The 20,247-nt window shown below is 35.9% G+C and carries 19 protein-coding genes; 15 read left to right on the top strand and 4 right to left on the bottom strand.

The window, feature by feature from the left end; genetic code table 11:
* Nucleotides 1-12: 12 nt before the first annotated feature.
* The gene (yccS, locus tag J3T98_RS00975) at nucleotides 13-2,151 is read right to left on the bottom strand and encodes a YccS family putative transporter (RefSeq protein WP_267361908.1); all 2,139 of its coding nucleotides are present in this window, start codon (nucleotides 2,149-2,151) and stop codon (nucleotides 13-15) included.
* Nucleotides 2,152-2,438: 287 nt separating this feature from the next.
* Here yccS and J3T98_RS00980 point away from each other — a divergent pair, with 287 nt between their 5' ends.
* Genes J3T98_RS00980 through hisM form a run of 3 tightly spaced genes read left to right on the top strand, consistent with a single transcriptional unit; the run spans nucleotide 2,439 to nucleotide 4,648 of the window.
* Entirely contained in the window at nucleotides 2,439-3,227 is a 789-nt protein-coding gene (locus J3T98_RS00980; RefSeq protein ID WP_267361909.1) for a lysine/arginine/ornithine ABC transporter substrate-binding protein, read from the top strand.
* A gap of 5 nt (nucleotides 3,228-3,232) precedes the next feature.
* A complete protein-coding gene (locus tag J3T98_RS00985) occupies nucleotides 3,233-3,916 on the top strand; it encodes an ABC transporter permease (protein WP_267361910.1) in 684 nt (227 codons plus the stop codon).
* Between the two features lie 12 nt (nucleotides 3,917-3,928).
* Nucleotides 3,929-4,648 (top strand): histidine ABC transporter permease HisM, encoded by a 720-nt coding sequence (gene hisM, locus J3T98_RS00990; RefSeq protein WP_267361911.1) that lies wholly within the window; start codon nucleotides 3,929-3,931, stop codon nucleotides 4,646-4,648.
* 79 nt (nucleotides 4,649-4,727) lie between these two features.
* Here the strand turns inward: hisM and J3T98_RS00995 are convergent, their stop codons facing one another.
* Nucleotides 4,728-5,108, bottom strand: coding sequence for a hypothetical protein (locus J3T98_RS00995; protein WP_267361912.1), 381 nt, complete (start codon nucleotides 5,106-5,108; stop codon nucleotides 4,728-4,730).
* 51 nt (nucleotides 5,109-5,159) lie between these two features.
* Nucleotides 5,160-5,786, bottom strand: a complete 627-nt coding sequence (lexA, locus tag J3T98_RS01000; protein WP_065734520.1) for a transcriptional repressor LexA — start codon at nucleotides 5,784-5,786, stop codon at nucleotides 5,160-5,162.
* Between the two features lie 323 nt (nucleotides 5,787-6,109).
* Between lexA and coaE the strand changes: the two genes are divergently transcribed.
* The 6 genes from coaE to J3T98_RS01030 all read left to right on the top strand — a co-directional run bounded on the left by coaE (nucleotide 6,110) and on the right by J3T98_RS01030 (nucleotide 11,876).
* The gene (coaE, locus tag J3T98_RS01005; protein ID WP_065734519.1) at nucleotides 6,110-6,724 is read left to right on the top strand and encodes a dephospho-CoA kinase; all 615 of its coding nucleotides are present in this window, start codon (nucleotides 6,110-6,112) and stop codon (nucleotides 6,722-6,724) included.
* On the top strand, nucleotides 6,717-7,454 hold the full coding sequence (zapD, locus tag J3T98_RS01010) for a cell division protein ZapD (protein ID WP_267331387.1): 738 nt from the start codon (nucleotides 6,717-6,719) through the stop codon (nucleotides 7,452-7,454). The genes coaE and zapD overlap by 8 nt, the downstream gene beginning before the upstream one ends.
* A gap of 25 nt (nucleotides 7,455-7,479) precedes the next feature.
* Nucleotides 7,480-7,692, top strand: coding sequence for a DNA gyrase inhibitor YacG (yacG, locus tag J3T98_RS01015; protein ID WP_065734517.1), 213 nt, complete (start codon nucleotides 7,480-7,482; stop codon nucleotides 7,690-7,692).
* On the top strand, nucleotides 7,692-8,711 hold the full coding sequence (gene tsaD, locus J3T98_RS01020; protein ID WP_267361913.1) for a tRNA (adenosine(37)-N6)-threonylcarbamoyltransferase complex transferase subunit TsaD: 1,020 nt from the start codon (nucleotides 7,692-7,694) through the stop codon (nucleotides 8,709-8,711). The genes yacG and tsaD overlap by 1 nt, the downstream gene beginning before the upstream one ends.
* Nucleotides 8,712-8,742: 31 nt before the next feature.
* Entirely contained in the window at nucleotides 8,743-10,500 is a 1,758-nt protein-coding gene (gene ycaO, locus J3T98_RS01025) for a 30S ribosomal protein S12 methylthiotransferase accessory factor YcaO (protein WP_267361914.1), read from the top strand.
* 425 nt (nucleotides 10,501-10,925) lie between these two features.
* Nucleotides 10,926-11,876, top strand: a complete 951-nt coding sequence (locus J3T98_RS01030; RefSeq protein WP_267361915.1) for a carbohydrate kinase family protein — start codon at nucleotides 10,926-10,928, stop codon at nucleotides 11,874-11,876.
* Between the two features lie 200 nt (nucleotides 11,877-12,076).
* On the opposite strand, the gene J3T98_RS01035 is transcribed toward J3T98_RS01030, so the two are convergent.
* Complete coding sequence (locus J3T98_RS01035) at nucleotides 12,077-12,907, bottom strand: shikimate 5-dehydrogenase (protein WP_220224855.1); 831 nt, start codon at nucleotides 12,905-12,907, stop codon at nucleotides 12,077-12,079.
* A 72-nt stretch (nucleotides 12,908-12,979) separates the two neighbouring features.
* On the opposite strand from J3T98_RS01035, the gene J3T98_RS01040 reads away from it, so the two are divergent.
* The 6 genes from J3T98_RS01040 (at nucleotide 12,980) to tkt (ending at nucleotide 20,179) form a co-directional block, all read left to right on the top strand.
* Nucleotides 12,980-13,354 carry a nitrous oxide-stimulated promoter family protein gene (locus J3T98_RS01040; RefSeq protein WP_267361916.1) on the top strand — a complete coding sequence of 125 codons (375 nt, stop codon included), beginning with the start codon at nucleotides 12,980-12,982 and terminating at the stop codon, nucleotides 13,352-13,354.
* A gap of 149 nt (nucleotides 13,355-13,503) precedes the next feature.
* On the top strand, nucleotides 13,504-13,788 hold the full coding sequence (locus J3T98_RS01045; protein WP_267361917.1) for a FeoA family protein: 285 nt from the start codon (nucleotides 13,504-13,506) through the stop codon (nucleotides 13,786-13,788).
* Nucleotides 13,785-16,088 (top strand): Fe(2+) transporter permease subunit FeoB, encoded by a 2,304-nt coding sequence (gene feoB / locus J3T98_RS01050; protein ID WP_267361918.1) that lies wholly within the window; start codon nucleotides 13,785-13,787, stop codon nucleotides 16,086-16,088. The genes J3T98_RS01045 and feoB overlap by 4 nt, the downstream gene beginning before the upstream one ends.
* Nucleotides 16,089-16,103: 15 nt before the next feature.
* Nucleotides 16,104-16,340 (top strand): FeoC-like transcriptional regulator, encoded by a 237-nt coding sequence (locus J3T98_RS01055; RefSeq protein ID WP_065561719.1) that lies wholly within the window; start codon nucleotides 16,104-16,106, stop codon nucleotides 16,338-16,340.
* Between the two features lie 766 nt (nucleotides 16,341-17,106).
* Entirely contained in the window at nucleotides 17,107-18,057 is a 951-nt protein-coding gene (tal, locus tag J3T98_RS01060; protein ID WP_065561718.1) for a transaldolase, read from the top strand.
* A gap of 115 nt (nucleotides 18,058-18,172) precedes the next feature.
* Nucleotides 18,173-20,179 (top strand): transketolase, encoded by a 2,007-nt coding sequence (tkt, locus tag J3T98_RS01065; protein WP_267361919.1) that lies wholly within the window; start codon nucleotides 18,173-18,175, stop codon nucleotides 20,177-20,179.
* Nucleotides 20,180-20,247 lie beyond the last annotated feature (68 nt).

Here is a 20,247-nt window from a genome sequence, read left to right on the forward strand (position 1 = left end):
TAAGCATGGTGATCAATTAGTTTTTTCTTCAATTGAGGTAATTAAATCGATGATTTCCGGAAGAATATCCAAAATCAAAGCTAACTGTTGCATGACCAGCAAATCATTATCTTTATCATCATCGGACACAATCTCAAGATGATCATCCACCATTTTCTTTAAAGGAAGATATTCAGAGTCGATCTTCTTATTGCTCAAAATGGTAATAATATAAAGCGAAACATCATCAAATAGTTCAAGCGTGTGGGGCGAGATGTTTTTATCACGATGCGCCCCTAAGGTTGATAAGTAACTGATAAATGTATGATTAAGTGTTAATAATCGGAAACCTTGCTCAATCAGATCGGGTTTTACATGAGGCTCTTTGGTCATTAAGCTGATAAGTGAAGATAAATCGGCGTTACTATCATGTGCAGCTCGCCGTGCAACACGGTATTTAGGATCATTGGTTTTACCTGATACGTATTGACTACCAATTAGCGCCAAATAGTGACTATCATCATGGCAGACTCGATCAAGTAATTTAGGTAAGTTTCTAAACTTCCAATCAGGCCAGATAAAACTGACCGCAAACCATGCAATAAAGCATCCAATTAACGTTGCTATAATACGTGATATTGCCACCGAAATACTACTTTCACCGATCAAGCTAAAACTAAAAAATACTAATAAAGTAATGAAAGCAGTCGCATAGGCATATTGCGAATTCTTAAATAGAAAAAACAACCAGCCGGTCAAAATAATCAACACTAATTGTGCTTCAATACTTGGAAATAAATAGGTTAACGGAATCCCGATGATGATCCCTAAAATTGTCCCGATTACTCGCAATTTTAAGCGGTATTTAGTGGTGGAATAGTTAGGTTGGCAAACAAATAAACTGGTTAAAATAATCCAATAGCCATGTGAAAGATGAGAGAAGAAAATCACCATATAACCCACAAAAAGCACTAGACTCATACGAATAGCATGGCGAAATAATGATGATTTCAAAGTTAAATTTTGCTTAATTCGTGAAAATATATCATGAAAGCGAGTTAGTTCCTCATCAATCAACTGATTATCTTCTTGTATTTTAGATAAGTGTTGCTCGGTATCAGTATTGGCCAATAATAAATCGATGGCTTGCAAATTTTGATAGAGATTTTGCAACGATTTAATAAATAACATATTGGCATTAGGATGCTGTTGATATTGGACGATGGCCTCTTCTAAATAAGCAAAATAACGAGCAAACAGCGGATCATGGTGATAAGTTTGATTTAATTTAATGGATACTGCTAATTTGGCACAAGCTTTAGCTTGTAAATTCAAAATTCTTGCAAAACGAAATAACAGATCGCTATGCTTAAAGTGTTCACTGAGTGCTTGATAATCACCATGAGAGGAGCTTGCTCGTTCGTGAATATCTTGGGCAACAAAATAATAACTAAGCATCTTTCTAATATAAGATTGTCCACGAAAGCCTTTTAAACGATTAAATAGCGAACGCTTGGTATCATTAAACGCATTAATCACTTGAGTGTTGCATTCTGTTAATTCAAGCGTTTGTCGTCTAAAGCCATCAGTTTCATCAGGATCAAACATCGCTGCTTTGGCATCAAGATAAAGTGATAATTTCAAGAAGCAATTTGCTAATGTCTGCTGAGTTGTACGAATCGGTTGTACTATAGATTCAATCAATGAAACAATGTTATACCAAAGTGCACCCAATAGTAGAAAGCAAGGCAGAGTATAGTTATCATCAAACAGATTGTGGCCCAGCATGGTATACGCAGCAATCAATAACGAACCAAAAGCAATCACGCCATATCGTTGTCCAAGCGTACCAAGCATAATAAACATAAATGTCGAGCTAACTAATCCAACAATAAATAACAAAGGAAAAGTAAACAACAACTCGACCGAAAACGTTGCAATCGCAAAACAAACTAACGTAAGTAAAATATTAATACAGCGACTGAGCAACCGGGTATCAATCTCTGTCAGACCTGCGGCAACCACGCCTAAAGTGAGTGGAATCACCAACGAAACTGAACCAAAATACCAAGGCACGAGCGTAGAGCCAGTCAAACTAACCAGCATACGAATACTAAATAGCAAATTACTGCTATAAAAAACTTTACGCAAAGATAAGATAAAAGAATGCACGTTATTTAGTGTTTGAAATGAGTTAACATCATAATGCAAAGCATACTATATAATTAGCGAAAGTAAATTTATTAATATCAAATCAGACTTAAAAGTATTGAATGGTATACTTTTTAAGCCAAAAAAAGTTGAGGAACGGGGTTTTTGAGGCCTAAAAATTCGCCTTTTAACAATGTTAATTATAACTTTTACTCAATTTTCCCCCGCATGTTGATAATTTTTTTTTATTATTAATTCATTTAATAACACGCTATATTATGCGTTCAAAAATTTTATAGGATTAAATCATGAAGCGTTTATTTAAAATTGCATCGATAGCGATGTTGTTAAGTTGTGCTTGGACAATTCAAGCCAAAGTGCCTGAATCGATTAAAATTGGGTCGGATACATCCTACGCGCCGTTTGATTTTATTGATAAAAATGGTGAAATCAGTGGCTTTAATATCGAAATCACCAAAGCACTTTGTGAAAAAGCCAAGATCAAGTGTGAGTTTCAGACTACTGATTTTGATGCGTTAATTCCCTCTTTATTGTCACGCAAAATCGACATGATATCCTCTTCATTGATGATGACGGAAAAACGTAAAAAACAGATAGCTTTTTCCGACGAAATTTTTATTACTAATTCTCGCTTAATCGCAAAAAAAGGCTCTGATTTGTTACCAACCATTGAGTCATTAAAAGGTAAGCGGGTTGGCGTTGAGCAGGGGACTTCTCAAGAGCATTTTGCTAATGATAAGTGGCGCCCAAATGGTGTAGTGATTGTGCCATATCAAAATCAGTTACAAGTGTTTTCGGATTTAGCAGCGGGGCGTTTAGATGCGGCATTGCAAGATGAGGTTACTGGTAGCTACGCCTTTTTAAAACAGCCTCAAGGTAAAGACTTTGCGTTCGCTGGTGATGTACTTAGTGATAAAGGCTATTTTGATGTTGGTGTTGGGCTAGGATTCCGTAAAAAGGATGATGAGCTTCGTGAAGCGTTTAATCAGGCACTTGTTGAAATTTTAAATGATGGCACCTATAAGAAAATCAATGATAAGTATTTTGATTTTAGCGTTTATGGCAATAAAAAATAAATTATATGCAAGGCTATAGTTCATTAATATTACAAGGTGCACTAGTTACAATTGAATTAGCGATTTGTTCTCTAATTCTTGCCATAATAATGGGGGTAGTTTGTGCTCTTGGCAAATTATCTCAAAAGCCTATTTTGCAACTACTTTGTCAGGCTTATACCTCATTAATTCGCGGTGTGCCTGATTTAGTGTTGATGATGCTGATCTTTTTCGGTTTGCAATTTTTGTTAAACAGCATTACTGATTTTTTTGAAGCTGATATGATCGAAATCAATCCTTTTGTGGCAGGTATTATAACCTTGGGATTTATCTACGGTGCTTATTTTACTGAAACCTTCCGCGGTGCTTTTCAATCGGTTCCCAAAACATTAATTGATGCTGCTACTGCATTAGGCTTAAACAAGCGTCAAGTTTTTATCTATGTGCGATTCCCATTGATGATGCGTTATGCTCTTCCCGGGGTTGCTAATAATTGGTTAGTCATTTTAAAAGCCACGGCACTTGTATCATTATTAGGATTGTTCGATCTAGTAAAAGCAACCAAAACCGCTGGCGAGGCAACCTATCAACCGCTATTTTTTGCCTTACTAGCCGGAGCGTTTTATCTATTTTTTACTTCTATATCTAATGTTGTTTTATGGTGGCTTGAGAAACATTATTCCGCCGGTGTCACTAAAGCAAAATTATAATCGAGCCATATTATGTTAGAAATCATTCAAGATTACTGGAAAGCTCTATTATGGTCGGATGGCTACCATATTACAGGTCTGGCAATGACGCTTTGGATCTTGATTTTGTCTGTGTCATTGGGTGGGATTTTAGCATTAGTGTTAGCGGTGGGGCGAAATGCTAACCATGTCTTCATTAAATGGCCGATTTGTTTGTTTACTTATGTTTTTCGTGGGACGCCACTTTATGTACAGTTATTGATTATCTATACTGGTATATATACATTGAGTTTTGTTAGCGAACATCAATATTTAAGTGACTTTTTCCAAAGTGGATTAAATTGTACTATTTTAGCTTTTACACTCAATACTTGCGCATACACTACTGAGGTTTTTGCTGGTGCGATTCGTAATGTACCAAGTGGTGAAATTCAGGCCGCTACCGCACTTGGTTTTAATCGCTGGCAATTGTATCGCTATATTATTTTACCAAGAGCTTTTCGAATTGCATTGCCTGCTTATAGCAATGAAGTGATTTTAATGTTGCACTCAACCGCATTAGCTTTTACTGTGACGGTTCAAGATGTGATGAAGATTGCCCGTGATATTTATGCTGAAACCTATCAACCATTTCATGCCTTTGGGATTGCAGCGGTGATCTATTTGTGTGTGAGTTTTGTTCTGATTTTTGGCTTTAAACAACTTGAAAAACATTGCTTAGCTTACATGCGGGTTAATGAAAAAGTGACATAAATAAAGTCAATCAAATAGAATTTTACCAAATAAAAAAACAGGCAACGTTTTGCATTGCCTGTTTTTAGAATCAACCAATTTAATTGATGATTAAATCATCAGCAGGCACTCCGTCACCATGACTATCACCACCATCTTTGGCACCAGGCAGTGCTCGGGTGCGGTCAATTGGTAAAAAGTTACCGTTTGAAGTTTCGATCTGGCACTCACTCCAAAAAATAGAATATTTGGTGTTAGCGTGCATACTTTCACCACGGAAATAACATTTTGCAGCGCTGTATAAATCATTTCGACAAATGAGTGCTATTAGTAACCAAACACAAGCAACGGCAATCGAAACCCATTTTAAATTGTGCCACAAAAAAGACCAAAAACCTTGTTTACGAATACGACAGTAAGCGAAGACTAATAATATAACGCCAACAAATCCTAAAAATTCATATACCCAAAATAACCACATATTGTTATCTCCTAAGCAACAATTATTGGATATTTTATACTAACTTTAAGATTACATCCATGAACCATTACGAATAATACCAACCGCGATACCTTCAATGGCAAAATTTTGTTGCTCTAAATCAACATCGATTGGCGCAAATTCAGGATTTTCCGCAAGAAGTTTTACATGCCTTCCTTTTTGCGATAATCGTTTTACGGTGACTTCGTCATCAATGCGCGCAACAACCACTTGGCCGTTTTTTACATCTTGAGTTTTGTGAACGGCAAGTAAATCACCATCTAAAATACCAATATCCTTCATTGACATGCCTTGTACTCTTAATAAAAAGTCAGCTTGTGGTTTGAATAATGCTGGTGACATTTGATAATGGCTTTCGATATGTTCTTGTGCCAAAATTGGTGAGCCAGCGGCTACTTTACCAATTAAAGGGATGCCTTCAAAGTCGGATGCGTCATCAGGTTGTTCAAGTAATAAACGAATTCCGCGAGATGATCCTGCAATCATCTCAATTGCCCCTTTTTTAGCCAATGCTTTTAAATGTTCTTCAGCTGCATTGGCGGATCGAAATCCTAATTTTTGGGCAATTTCAGCTCGAGTCGGTGGCATACCGGTTGTTTGGATGTTTTCTTTAATTAAATCATAAATTTGTTGTTGGCGTTCGGTTAATGGTCTCATGGTTTATTCCTGTTTTTATATACAGATACATGTGATTATATACAGCTATACGAACAAAACAACTGTTTTATCTAATTTTTTTGATATTGGACATTAAAAAATCCACAAAAAGTATTATTTTTGATCTAAATCACAAAATATGGAGGCATTTTTTCATCAAAATGCGTTATTGATGATATTCTGACAGAGATTATTTAAATGTTTTATGTGGGACCTTTTGCGGGCAATTATTAAAATTATTTTAGGTATAGATGCTATATATTCTGTTGCCCAGTTGTATGATATAATCCCTTAATATAGTCATTTTAGTTGGAATTTGATTTATGTCTTATATTGTTGCCCTTAGTGGAGGCATTGCAAGTGGTAAAAGTACCATAGCCCATCTATTTGCTCAATTAGGTGTTCCAATTATTGATGCTGACATTATTGCTCGCCAAGTGGTTGAAGTAGGTACGCCTGCTTTGGAGCAAATTACTAAACATTTTAGCCAAGAAATCTTGTTAGAAAATGGTGAATTAGACCGTAGCCAATTAAGAGAGATCATTTTTAACAATGATCATGAACGGTTATGGTTAAATAATTTATTGCACCCGATTATTGCACAAGAGACGCAAAAACAGTTTGCTCAGCAAACCAAACCTTATGTGATATGGGTGGTGCCTTTATTAATTGAGAACAATTTACACCAGTTGGCTGATCGCGTTTTGATGATTGATATTCCAGAAGCGTTACAATTAGAACGCCTGATTAATCGAGATAGAATTAGTGAGTCATTGGCAAAAAAAATGATTGCAACACAGGTTTGTTTGACCGATCGTTTAGCCTTTGCCGATGATATTATTGTGAATGATGGTGATTTAGAGTCACTGAAAATTCAAGTAGATAACTTGCATAAGCAATATCTACATAACTTAAAAGTTAAGAATAGCTATGAATAACATAATTTTCGAACATCCATTAAATGAAAGAATGCGTACTTGGTTACGGATCGAGTTTTTACTTAAACAATTACATTTACATCGCCATTTCACACAAAATAATGCATTATTGTTTTTTCATGCATTATCAGAATTATTAGAAATCGTTGAGCGTAATGATGTTAAAGGCGATTTAATTAAAGAGATCGAAGCTCAAAAACAGAAAATACTATCTTGGATTGAACTTGATGGTGTAGATAAAGAGTTACTTGGCGATATGCTTAAAAAATATGATCTTTTTTTAACAAAGTTTAATTCGAGTTTACGCTTAGGACAAGCTTTGAAAGATGACCGTTTTATTACGGCAATTCGTCAGCGTTTGATGATCCCAGGTGGATGTTGTAGTTTTGATTTACCATCATTTCATTTATGGTTAAATCAAACACAAGAAAAACGCAATTCACAAGTTGATGAGTGGTTAAAACATATTGCGGTACTTGATGAGCCTTTGAAAGCTTGTTTACAATTTATTCGACAATTAGGCGAATTTAGTCTTTTCACTTGTACTAACAATTTCTTCCAAGAAACCAATGGTGATGTGAGTTTGATTCGAATTCGTGTTGCTTTGGATAAAAATGTTTATCCTCAAGTATCCGGTCACATGTCTCGTTATAGTATTCGTTTTTTACCCCTTTATGCTGGCGATAATAACAATATTGATGCAATCGAATTTGAACTTGCATGTTGTTAGTCAAATAGAATTTAAGAGCGTTTAAATGAATAAAAATACCATTGTAAAATGTCCTACCTGCCAAAAAGATGTTGAATGGTCTGAAAAAAGTCCATATCGTCCGTTTTGTAGTAAACGTTGCCAATTGATTGATTTAGGTGATTGGGCCACAGAAGAACATCGCATCGCTGATAAAGAACTTTCTGAACAAGATCTTTGGAGTGAAGACGAAATTTCTGATCTGATGAGTAAACATTAATGAAGATTTTAGGCATTGAAACCTCGTGCGATGAGACGGGGATTGCTATTTATGATGACAAACAAGGTCTTATCGCCAATCAACTCTATTCACAAATCAAATTACATGCTGATTACGGTGGTGTTGTACCTGAGCTCGCTTCGCGCGATCATATTCGTAAGACGGTACCGCTCATTCAAGCAGCATTGAAAGAAGCAAATTTAAAACCCAATGATATTGACGGCGTGGCTTATACCGCTGGGCCTGGATTAATTGGTGCATTAATGGTTGGTGCTTCTATCGGTCGCTCGCTTGCTTATGCTTGGAATGTGCCTGCGGTTGCGGTGCACCATATGGAAGGCCATTTACTCGCGCCGATGTTAGAAGATAATCCGCCTGAGTTTCCTTTTGTTGCTTTGCTCGTATCCGGTGGTCATACTCAATTAATTAAAGTCACTGGTGTTGGCGAATATGAGTTACTTGGCGAATCGATTGATGATGCCGCAGGTGAAGCGTTCGACAAAACAGCAAAATTATTAGGTTTGGATTATCCTGGTGGCGCTAAATTATCTAAACTTGCTGAGCAAGGCGATGCGTCACGTTTTCATTTTCCAAGACCGATGACAGATAGACCGGGTTTAGATTTTAGTTTTTCCGGTCTAAAAACGGCTGCAGCAAATACTATTCATCAACAAGGGCAAGACCTTGACGAGCAAAGCAAAGCTGATATTGCTAGAGCATTTGAAGATGCATTAGTTGATACGTTGTTGATTAAATCACGTCGAGCTTTAGATCTCACTGGTTTTAATCGTTTAGTTATCGCTGGTGGTGTTAGCGCCAATAAAACGTTACGCCGTAAATTAGCTCAACTAATGTCTGAGCGAAAAGGGCAGGTATATTATCCGAGATTAGAATTTTGTACAGATAATGGTGCGATGATTGCTTATGCAGGTATGATCCATCTTAAATCCTCACAATTTGCTGATCTGGCAATAGAAGTTAAACCAAGATGGCCATTAAGTGAACTTAATGACAAATAAATTGTTCAAGCTATATTAAAAAGGTTTTTTAATGAAAACATTTATCCCCGGTAAAGATGCAGCACTTGAAGATTCGATTAACTATTTTCAACAACAATTGGAAAAATTTGACTTAGTTGTTAAAGAAGCCTCTTGGCTTAATCCTGTACCTAACGTATGGTCGGTACATATTCAAAATACTAAATGTCCACTCTGTTTTGCCAACGGTAAAGGCGCCAGCAAAAAAGCGGCATTAGCTTCTGCACTTGGTGAGTATTTTGAAAGGCTTTCAACCAATTACTTTTTTTCTGATTTTTATTTAGGTGAAAAAGCTGCCAATAGTGAATTTGTTCATTATCCAACTGAAAAATGGTTTACGATACCGAAAGATAATAGCTTACCTAAAGGATTATTATCGCCAAAATTACTCAAGTTTTATGATCCGGATCATGAATTAACTGCTACTGATTTAATTGATTTACAGTCAAGTAATGGTGAACGTGGGATTTGTGCTTTACCGTTTGTACAACAATCCGATGGTCAAACCATCTATGTACCGGTTAACTTAATAGCTAATTTATATGCTTCTAATGGAATGTCAGCAGGCAACACTCCAAACGAAGCACGAGTACAAGGTCTGTCAGAAATATTCGAACGTTACACTAAAAATAGAATTATTACTGAGGCAATCAGTCTGCCGATCATACCTGTCGAAGTACTCAATCGTTATCCAGCAGTATTAGCTGCAATCGACGCTCTAGAAAACGAAGGCTTCCCGATTTACTGCTTTGATGGCTCATTAGGTGGCGAATTCCCTGTTATTTGTGTTGTTTTATTTAATCCTCAAAATGGTACTTGTTATGCCTCTTTCGGTGCACACCCTAATTTTGGTGTGGCTCTTGAGCGAACCGTTACTGAACTCTTACAAGGCCGAAGCCTTAAAGATTTGGATGTGTTTTCACCACCAAGTTTTGATAATGATGATGTTGCCGATTTAAGCAACTTAGAAACGCATTTTATCGATTCAAGTGGTTTAATCTCGTGGGATCTGTTTAATGAAAAATCGGATTATGAATTTGTAGATTGGGATTTTTCAGGATCGACAGAGCAAGAATTTGCTAATTTAATGGCAATTTTTAATCGTCATCAAATCGAAGTCCTGATCATGGATTACCAACATCTTGGGGTTTATGCTTGCCGTATTTTAGCTGTCGGCATGTCAGAAATCTATCCACCTGAAGATCTATTGATCGCAAACAATAATATGGCGATCCATTTACGCGAATTGATCTTATCGCTTCCTCATCAAAAGCGAACAGCAAAAGAGTTGCTGGTAATTATTCAACAGTTCGATGATGAAGGTTTAGATGATTTTGCTCGTGTTCGTGAACTGCTTGGCATTGCAACAGGTAAAGATAATGCATGGCTGACTTTACGAATTGGTGAATTAAAAGCTATGCTGGCATTAGCCGCTGGTGATTTACCGCAAGCAAAATTGTGGATCGATTGGACGGTTGAAATGAACGAATCCATCTTTACGCCTGAACGTAACCATGCTTATCGTTGTTTGCAAACATTAGTGAATTTTATTATTGAACGAGGTGAAAACCAATTTAGTGATTACCAAAATGCATTCAATAAAATGTATGGAAAAACTTGCGTTGACGAAATGTGGCAATATGCAACAGGCAAAAAACAGTTTTTTGGTCTCGCTGATTTGATTAGCAATGAGCATAATCATCCAATGGATCAATTTGTGATGCATCAAAAACTTTTAGAGGTCTACAACAAATTAAAGCAGACCATGTAAAATTGCTGTTTTTTAAGATAAATCATTATTTAAAGAGAAAGTATTCATCATCAGTGATAAACCTAAACCGTCTTTGCTGATGATTTTATGTACATTTGAATTTGATATTTAGTGATAAAAGGACTATATTTGAGACCTATGTCACAAAATTCAAGTTTTATGCTTACTAAACTTAAAAAATTCACTTAGCATAAAATGAATCCTTAAACGGGTTGTTCTATAATAATATATTATAGTTTTATATGATAAAGCCTTTTTGAGGCATCGTTTTTCTAAAAGCAATAAGTAGATTCCCTTATTGCTTTTCATTTTCTCTCTAGCAGTTTGAACGCTGGCATAATTATTTAAATCAAGTCGAACAAAGTTAAGTCAAAAATTTTCAATTTTTAGTTTTTTTAAATTAATCCATTTATTGAGGCTAAATGATGACAATTCTTACCGTAGGTTTTGCTTGTTTAGATCTAGTTTGTTTTACTTCACCTAATTTAGAAAAAAACGGTGTTATCCCGCCAGATAATATAGTCCGTTGTGGAGGTGGTTCTTGTGCTAATACGGCTTATTTGCTCGCACTTTGGGGCGAAGCTATTTATCACATTAGTCATTTAAATAATGATTCCTATGGTAATCAGATTGTTTCTGAACTTACCGATGCAGGCGTGAATACTGAGCAATTTATTTTTTCAGAAAAAATGATCACCCCATTAGAAGCAATCACTATTGATGAACAAACCGGAACGCAAACCGTTATATCGCACCGATTAACCACGCCACCAAAATTAACTGATGATGAAAAAAATAAACTCAATCACTTTATGCAAACCATTCGTGGCTACAGTATTGTTATTTTAGTCGATGGATATGAAGCCGAATTAAGTGAATATATCATCAAGAATTTACCTAAAACGAAAGTTATTATGAGTATAGATAGTCTGTCTGATTCAAGTCTGTACCTAGCTCAACATGCAGATTATGTCATTGTAACTGAACAATTTGCTTGTGCATTTTTAAAAATAAAATCCTTTAGTGATAAGAAAACAATTAAAGACGCATTTAAAAAATTGCGTAGTTTAAGTAGCGGTAAAGTCATCATCCGCATGGGTGAAAAGGGGAGTGCATATCTTGCTCGTCAAGACGTCATCATTATTCCCGGTTTTAAAAATCAATCGATTGATAAGATGACCGAAAGTGATATTTTTCAGGGCGCTTTTGCTTACGGCATTAGTTATGATTGGCCATTAGAAAAGACCCTATTATTTGCAAATCTATCAGTTGCTGCTGTTAACCAGCAAAAAAGAGGGCGAAGCGCTATGCCAAACTTGGTTGATATCAATCGAGTAGGTAAAACGTTTAGTAAGCATTTTACTTCCTATTTTTAATTAATGATATTTTATAGAAGGTTTGCAAACATCAAAAACCCCGCTCCTCAACTTTTTTAGAGTAAAAAGGGGCTTCGAGTTTTTCAATTAAACAGATTTTAGGTAAGTTTGGACGTTTTAACCTGTATTTCATTAAGGAATAAACGTCCGAACCAAGAGATTTTTTAGAGTGTGCTTTACAAATTATGTTATCAATGAGATTAACCTTGTCTGGCAAACTCAGCAGCTTGATTGATGAGTTCATCGCTAGGCGTAACACCGGTGTACAAAATAAATTGTTCAACGGCTTGTAACACAACAACATCTGCACCGGTAATGACAGTTTTATTTAATTTTTTTGCATAATTAATTAGTGGTGTTTCTATTGGTAGGGCGACCACATCAAATACAATATCGGCATGATTAATCAGGACTTCACTGAATGCTAGTTGATCTGCTTCAACGCCACCTTGCATACCAATAGGGGTCACATTAATAATTAATTTTGCTTGTTCTGGCGTAATGGTTGACTCATCCTTAACCCATTTATAATTGTAACGCTCAGCTAAAGCTTCGCCTTTAATCTGATTTCGGGCACATACAATCCCATGTTTAAAACCAGCATCATAAAAAGCGCCAATTACCGCATTAGCCATGCCTCCACTGCCTTTTAGAACAAATGGTGTGTTGTTGTTAATATGATTTGCCTTAATTAGTTTTTCTACAGCAATATAGTCGGTGTTATACGCTTTTAAATAGTGGTCGGTATTAACGATCGTATTCACTGCTTGAATGGATTGTACTGATACATCTAATTCATCAATAAATTCTATACAAGCTTGCTTATAAGGCATCGAAATTGCACAACCACGAATAGATAATGCTTTAATGCCATAAATTGCATCTTTCAAATTATTGGTGGTGAAGGCTTTATAGATATAATTTAGATCCAATTTTTCATATAAATAATTATGAAAGCGAGTACCAAAATTACTTGGTCTAGCTGAAAGTGACATACAAACAGTAGTATCTTTGTTGATAATTCTTGCCATTAACCAAAATCCTTGTGATCATACTAATTAATTTAGTATTCTAGCATCTTTTTGACCGATATATATTTAATTATGGTTGCAAACAACACTGGCCCAAAAATAAATCAGGAAAAAAACACAGTAAAAGTGATGATATATCTTTATTGTCACCAAAAACACCATACTTCAAAAAACCAGTTATGCGATGAGTGTAATGATTTATTACAGTACGCTATGCAACGATTGACTATGTGCCGATTTGGCGAGTCTAAAACTACCTGCGAACTCTGTTTAAAACATTGTTACCGTAAAGACTACAAACAGCTAATAAAAGAAGTCATGCGTTATTCTGGTCCAAGAATGATGATTTATCACCCTATAATGGCTATCAAGCATCTTAATAAAAACTTAAAAACGATTTTGAAGAGATTTGTAGAAAAGCGCTTTTCTAATGCAAAAAAAAGTTGAGGAGCGGGGTTTTTGAGCCTTGAATTATCAACTTTTGTCAGGGTTATCTTCTAATTTGCCTATAAATTCAATTGTTTTCACTTATTTTAGATGTTCTTTGCGATTTGTTCGCAGTTAAACACTAAAAATGCGAATGATTATCTTTTAAAATGTCGCCATTTATTGAAATACAACCGTATTTGATAGGAAGTATGATGTCTGTATTTACGCTTGAACACCTTTCAATAGGGCATGAGGCTGTTGTTAAACGTCTGTTACCTGACTCTTTACCTTTTCGTCGCAAACTTTTAGCTATGGGGATGACGCCTGGATGTAAATTGAAGGTATTGCGAATTGCACCACTAGGCGATCCGATTGAAATAAGTCTTCGCGGTTTTTTGCTCTGTTTGCGTCGACGTGAAGCAGCAGCCATCGAAGTTGAGGTAGTTGCATGAAAATTGCGTTAATTGGTAATCCCAATTGTGGTAAAACCACTTTATTTAATTTGTTAACTGGCTCAAAGCAGCGTGTTGGTAATTGGCCTGGTGTAACGGTTGAGCATAAGTCAGGCTCATTTGATTATCAAAATACACAGTATGATGTTGTTGATTTGCCTGGAACTTATTCCATTGAGTCAGATTCAACCGCTCAAGATGAATTTATTACACGTCAGTTTTTGTTAACAGACAAAGACAGTTTGATTGTTAATGTTATTGATGCAACCAATTTGCAACGTAGCTTGTATTTAACTTTTCAGCTAATTGATATGCAAGTGCCGATGATAATTGTGCTTAATATGGTTGATGCTCTCACAGTGATGGGGGAAAAGTTAAATATCGCTAAACTCTCGAAACTATTAGGTTGCCCAGTTGTGGCTATCTCATCTACGCAGAAAATGGGATTAACACAGTTTTACCAGCAGATACAAATTAGCACTCTAGATCTGAAAATAGCAAAACCGACAATAGATACCTTAAATTGGGATTCAAAAGTGATCTTTAATCGCTATTTGGATGAATTACCCGTGACGAGCAAAATCCATCAATTTAACCGGTGGCAATTAATAGAAGCATTGCTTAATGGTTCTGATCCCTCATTTGATTTAGTTGAAAATGAGAAGTTAGAGATTTGTCGTCGTTTGGTATCGATTAATTTTGATTATCAAGTTGATGTAGCCTTAGCCTCTATACGTTACGATACGATTGATATGATTTGCAAAATGGTGGTCGATAAACCTCGTGAAGCCAGCTTAAATCTTACTGAAAAATTGGATAAATTAGCTTTAGGACGTTTTACTGGGATTCCATTCTTTTTGTTTGCAATGTATGCCATGTTTTTGGTTGCGATTAATTTTGGTTCGGTTTTTGTTGATTTTTTTGAAGGTATTTTTAGTACGATTTTTGTTGATGGCTTTAATTACCTTTTAAATATGCTACATGCGCCAACTTGGTTAACGGTTATTTTAGCTGACGGGCTTGGTAATGGGATTACGACTGTATCAACATTTATTCCAGTTATTGCGGCGATGTTTTTTGTTTTATCTTTTTTGGAAGATTCAGGTTATTTAGCTCGAGCTGCGATGATTGTAGATCGTTTTATGCGATGTATCGGACTGCCCGGTAAAGCCTTTGTACCAATGTTAATGGGATTTGGTTGTGGCGTGCCAGCTATTATGGGGACAAGAACATTAGATAGCCCACGTGATCGTCTCTTATCTATTTGTCTAATTCCTTTTATGTCTTGTAGTGCACGTTTGCCAGTTTATGCATTGTTTGCTGTGATATTCTTTTCTAATTATGCATCGATTGTGGTTTTTATGTTGTATTTATTTGGTATTTTTGTGGCGATGCTGACCGGTTTTGTCTTAAAAAATACTTTGCTACAAGGCGAATTAACACCATTTATTATGGAAATGCCGGTATATCGTATTCCGACTTTACGCAGTATGTTGCGAATAACTTGCCAACGGCTAAAAAGCTTTGTTTTACGAGCAGGTAAAGCAATCGTAGTGATGGTGACAGTACTTAGCATATTAAACTCATGGGGTGTTGATGGTTCGTTTGGGCATGAAAATTCTAATGACTCTATGCTATCTGTTATTGGCCAAAAAGTGACACCAGCTTTTACACCAATGGGGATTGATAAACAAAATTGGCCAGCTACCGTGGGTATTTTTACCGGAATTTTTGCCAAAGAATCAGTGGTTGCAACTTTAAATTCACTCTATTCAATGGATCATCATGAGCAAGAAGAGTTTTCATTTTATGGTGGAATTAAGTCAGCTTTTGCCTCTATTCCTGCCCATCTTATTGATTTAGCAAACTCAATTGGCGATCCACTCGGGCTCGTTAATAAAGATGATAGCCGACAAGATGAATTATCTGTTGATTCAATTACGATAACTAAAATAAGCAATTCTTTCATTACTTCAACTTCTGCCATTGCTTATCTCATTTTTATTCTACTATACACACCGTGTGCAGCAGCATTAGGCACCATTTATCGTGAGGCAGGACTAAAATGGATGATCTTTGTTGCAGTTTGGACATTTGTTATTGGGTGGTTATGTGCAACGATTTATTACCAATTTAGTTTATTAGGTCATTCAACATTTGCACCATATTGGCTAACAGGTATAGGGGGATTTATTATTCTGACTTTTGTTGTTATGCGTAAACTTGGGAATCTGCCATGCTTTAATCATTATCAGTTACCTAAACCACGCTCACACAATAAATCGGCTTGTTGTGAATAATAGACTTTAATTTTTATGCTGATAACATCAATCCGAGATTATGTTCAATTACGAGGGCGAGCCAATTTGCTAGATGTGGCTCGTCACTTTCGTTTACCTGAAAGCGCCGTTGAACCGATGCTTGATTTTTGGGTAAATAAAGGAGTCATTAAATTAGTAAATAATAATTTATTAACTTGTGCTGGTAAGCAGTGTTCTGCATGTATTAGTTGTAATTTAGCCGTTTATCCCAATTATGTTTGGGTTCAATAATTTATCTTCTTTTAACAATCTTAATTAAATCAGGTTAACCAGCCTTAAATAGACTAAATGTATCAAATGTATTAATCTTTAACCTTTGATTAAACCCTGTCACTTTTTTAAAAATTTAACCGCTTATTTTTGCCTATTTTTGTTATCTTTTAAATAAAAAGGTCAATATATTTTTTATTCAATATCTTTTTTCGAGACTTACATCACAAAATTGAATTTATTTATACCTCAAAGTAACAAATGATATTAATATGAACGCATGTTCATTTTGGTGTGATGAAACACAAAATATAAAACATGAAGCTATTGGTGCAGATGATGCTGTATGTAAAGTGAGATAAAGCATTGTAGAATATTAAAACAGTATTTTAGGTTACATTGCTTAAATAAGGTCATGAAATACATACAGTATAATGCCGTGATAGATTATCCGCCGTGAAAAATAGTGATCACATTATGGCAATGGATGGAAAAGGGTTGAATTTGCTAAAAATTGATTCAACTGAGATAAAAATCATAATTTAAAAGTGGTCTATTTGCTGAAGAAGTAGAACGTTTTTTATTACGATGAGTTTTAAAGTAACGAGTTGTTGAATTACGCTTAAATTTAGCTTGCTTGAGCTTGCTAACTTTTAATTTTGCTTTGTTTTTATACTATTTTTGATAAAAATAGCCTGAACTGAAACGACTTTATCCTGTCGTTTTATTACTTAATAAATGTTATTATAATTATGTTTAAAAAACATGTAGTAGAGGAATTTGAAGTATGAGCCAATTAGATGAATTTAAAAAATTAACTGTCGTGGTTGCCGACACAGGTGATATTGATTCGATTAAACAGTTTTCTCCAGAAGATGCAACGACTAATCCATCGCTTGTGTTAAAAGCAGCTCAACTTCCTCAATATCGTTCTTTAATTGATTCAGCTGTTGATACAGCTAAAAAATTAGGTGGCAGTAAAGAACAACAATTGGTTAATGCTTGTGATCAAGTTGCGGTGAATATAGGCGCCGAAATTCTAAAAACAGTTCCAGGCCGAATTTCAACCGAAGTCGATGCTAGATTGTCGTTTGATAAACAGGGATGTATTGAAAAAGCTAGGAAAATTATCGATTTATATAAACAAAAAGGCATTGATAAATCGCGAATTCTAATCAAAATCGCTTCAACTTGGGAAGGAATTAAAGCAGCGGAAGTTTTAGAGAAAGAAGGTATTAACTGTAATTTAACTTTATTATTTTCCTTTGCTCAAGCGCGAGCTTGTGCAGAAGTTAATGCATTTCTAATCTCACCATTTGTTGGACGTATTTATGACTGGTATCAAGCAAAGAAACCAATAGAACCTTATGTTGCCGATCAAGATCCGGGCGTAGTATCTGTTCGTAATATTTATAACTATTATAAACAGCATGGTTATAAAACAATTGTGATGGGAGCGAGTTTCCGTAAAGTCGATCAAATATTAGCGTTAGCGGGTTGTGATCGTTTGACCATTTCACCAAATTTATTAGCGGAAATGCAACAATCAAATGCACCAGTAGAACGCAAATTGAATCCGAATCAAACAATTGTAGAACGTCCATCGTTAATGACTGAAGCTGAGTTTAGATGGCAACATAATAGTGATGCAATGGCAGTTGAGAAATTAGCTGAAGGCATTCGAGCCTTTGCGGTCGATCAAGGTAAACTTGAAGATATGATCGGGGCACTGCTTTAATTATTAATAAAAGGGGAGATAGTTCCCCTTTTTAATTTTGTTACAAACCTGTTTTATTTGTCTGCTGATAGCAGACTATCAATGAATTATTAAATATTTTTTGGAGATCATTATCATGAATGCAACCACACTATCCCACCGCGAATTAGCAAATGCGATAAGAGCATTAAGTATGGATGGCGTGCAAAAGGCAAAATCAGGTCATCCAGGTGCACCAATGGGGATGGCTGATATGGCTGAAGTACTTTGGCGTGGATTTTTAAAACATAATCCAACCAATCCAAATTGGGCAGATCGTGACCGATTTGTTTTATCTAACGGTCATGCGTCAATGTTAATCTATAGCTTGTTACATTTGACTGGTTATAACGTAACGCTTGATGATTTAAAAAACTTTCGTCAATTAAATGCTAAAACAGCAGGTCACCCTGAATTTGGCCATGTTCCAGGTGTTGAAACCACAACAGGTCCACTTGGTCAAGGTATTGCTAATGCAGTGGGTATGGCAATAGCTGAAAGAACATTAGCTGCTCAATTTAATAAGTCTGGCCATACAATTGTTGACCACAATACTTATGTATTTATGGGTGATGGCTGTATGATGGAAGGGATCTCTCATGAAGTTTGTTCTTTAGCGGGAACCCTTAAATTAGGCAAACTTATCGCTTTTTACGATGATAATGGTATTTCAATCGATGGTGAAGTTGAAGGTTGGTTTACTGATGATACTGCTAAACGTTTTGAAGCTTATGGATGGCATGTGATTCGCGGTATTGATGGACATGATGCGAAAGCGTTAGCTGAAGCTATCGAACAAGCACAAGCTGTAACTGATAAACCATCATTATTAATGTGTAAAACTGTCATCGGTTTTGGTTCGCCTAATAAAGCCGGTAGCCATGAAAGTCACGGGGCTCCTCTTGGTGATGCTGAAATTGAAGCAACACGTAAAGCATTAGGTTGGTCTCATCCTGCATTTGAAATTCCTAAAGAATATTATGATGCATGGGATGCAAAAGCTAAAGGTAAACAACGCGAAGATGAATGGAATGCTCGTTTTGATGCATATGCTAAAGCTTATCCTGATTTAGCGAAAGAATTTAAACGCCGTATGAATGGCGACTTACCAAGTAATTGGCAACAAACAGCCAAAGATTTTGTTAATAAATTACAAGCAAATCCAGCAACAATTGCAACTCGTAAAGCGTCACAAAATGCCATTGAAGCATTTGCTCCAGTATTAACTGAATTCTTAGGTGGTTCTGCTGACTTAGCGCCAAGTAATTTAACCATGTGGTCTGGTTCTAAAGAAATTTTAGCCAACCCTGCTGGTAACTATATTCATTATGGTGTGCGTGAGTTTGGTATGTCAGCTATTATGAATGGTATTTCTTTACATGGTGGCTTCATTCCTTATGGTGCAACCTTCTTGATGTTTATGGAATATGCTAGAAATGCAGTACGTATGGCAGCATTAATGAAGATTCGCTCTTTATTCGTTTATACTCATGATTCAATTGGATTGGGTGAAGACGGCCCAACACACCAACCAGTAGAACAAATGGCAAGCTTACGCATGACACCAAATGTAAGTACTTGGCGTCCTTGTGACCAAGTTGAATCAGCCATTGCTTGGCAATATGCGGTTGAACGAAAAGATGGTCCAACTGCACTTATCTTCTCAAGACAAAATCTTAAACAACAAGAGCGTACAGCAGAGCAATTAGCTAATGTTTACCGTGGTGGTTATATCTTAAATGATTGTAGCGGTACGCCAGAACTTATCCTTATTGCAACAGGTTCAGAAGTTGAGCTAGCTGTTGAGGCTTATCACAAATTAACCGAAGCAGGTAGAAAAGTAAGAGTTGTTTCAATGCCATCAACTGATGCATTTGATAAGCAAGATCAAGCTTATAGAGAATCAGTATTACCATCTTCAGTAACAGCTCGCATCGCTATCGAAGCTGGTATTAGTGACTATTGGTTTAAATATGTCGGTTTAAACGGCAAAATCATTGGCATGACAACCTTCGGTGAATCAGGACCAGCAGAACAACTATTTGCTAAGTTTGGTTTCACGGTTGAAAATGTTTTAAACCAAGCCAAAAGCCTATTGAAATAAATCATACTTTCATTAACAAAATAAAACTTCGCTAATAACTTTAGCGAAGTTTTTTTATATTTCTATTT

The sequence above is a fragment of the Gilliamella sp. B2772 genome, from assembly GCF_026536985.1.
In the GTDB taxonomy this organism is placed as follows: Bacteria; Pseudomonadota; Gammaproteobacteria; order Enterobacterales; family Orbaceae; genus Gilliamella; species Gilliamella apicola_E.

What these genes read in the sequence shown, in the direction of transcription:
- J3T98_RS00980 (WP_267361909.1), top strand. Translation starts at nt 2,439, where the DNA reads ATGAAGCGTTTATTTAAAATTGCATCGATAGCGATGTTGTTAAGTTGT.
- J3T98_RS00985 (WP_267361910.1), top strand. Translation starts at nt 3,233, where the DNA reads ATGCAAGGCTATAGTTCATTAATATTACAAGGTGCACTAGTTACAATT.
- hisM (WP_267361911.1), top strand. Translation starts at nt 3,929, where the DNA reads ATGTTAGAAATCATTCAAGATTACTGGAAAGCTCTATTATGGTCGGAT.
- J3T98_RS00995 (WP_267361912.1), bottom strand. Translation starts at nt 5,108, where the DNA reads ATGTGGTTATTTTGGGTATATGAATTTTTAGGATTTGTTGGCGTTATA.
- lexA (WP_065734520.1), bottom strand. Translation starts at nt 5,786, where the DNA reads ATGAGACCATTAACCGAACGCCAACAACAAATTTATGATTTAATTAAA.
- coaE (WP_065734519.1), top strand. Translation starts at nt 6,110, where the DNA reads ATGTCTTATATTGTTGCCCTTAGTGGAGGCATTGCAAGTGGTAAAAGT.
- zapD (WP_267331387.1), top strand. Translation starts at nt 6,717, where the DNA reads ATGAATAACATAATTTTCGAACATCCATTAAATGAAAGAATGCGTACT.
- yacG (WP_065734517.1), top strand. Translation starts at nt 7,480, where the DNA reads ATGAATAAAAATACCATTGTAAAATGTCCTACCTGCCAAAAAGATGTT.
- tsaD (WP_267361913.1), top strand. Translation starts at nt 7,692, where the DNA reads ATGAAGATTTTAGGCATTGAAACCTCGTGCGATGAGACGGGGATTGCT.
- ycaO (WP_267361914.1), top strand. Translation starts at nt 8,743, where the DNA reads ATGAAAACATTTATCCCCGGTAAAGATGCAGCACTTGAAGATTCGATT.
- J3T98_RS01030 (WP_267361915.1), top strand. Translation starts at nt 10,926, where the DNA reads ATGACAATTCTTACCGTAGGTTTTGCTTGTTTAGATCTAGTTTGTTTT.
- J3T98_RS01035 (WP_220224855.1), bottom strand. Translation starts at nt 12,907, where the DNA reads ATGGCAAGAATTATCAACAAAGATACTACTGTTTGTATGTCACTTTCA.
- J3T98_RS01040 (WP_267361916.1), top strand. Translation starts at nt 12,980, where the DNA reads ATGGTTGCAAACAACACTGGCCCAAAAATAAATCAGGAAAAAAACACA.
- J3T98_RS01045 (WP_267361917.1), top strand. Translation starts at nt 13,504, where the DNA reads ATGTCGCCATTTATTGAAATACAACCGTATTTGATAGGAAGTATGATG.
- feoB (WP_267361918.1), top strand. Translation starts at nt 13,785, where the DNA reads ATGAAAATTGCGTTAATTGGTAATCCCAATTGTGGTAAAACCACTTTA.
- J3T98_RS01055 (WP_065561719.1), top strand. Translation starts at nt 16,104, where the DNA reads ATGCTGATAACATCAATCCGAGATTATGTTCAATTACGAGGGCGAGCC.
- tal (WP_065561718.1), top strand. Translation starts at nt 17,107, where the DNA reads ATGAGCCAATTAGATGAATTTAAAAAATTAACTGTCGTGGTTGCCGAC.
- tkt (WP_267361919.1), top strand. Translation starts at nt 18,173, where the DNA reads ATGAATGCAACCACACTATCCCACCGCGAATTAGCAAATGCGATAAGA.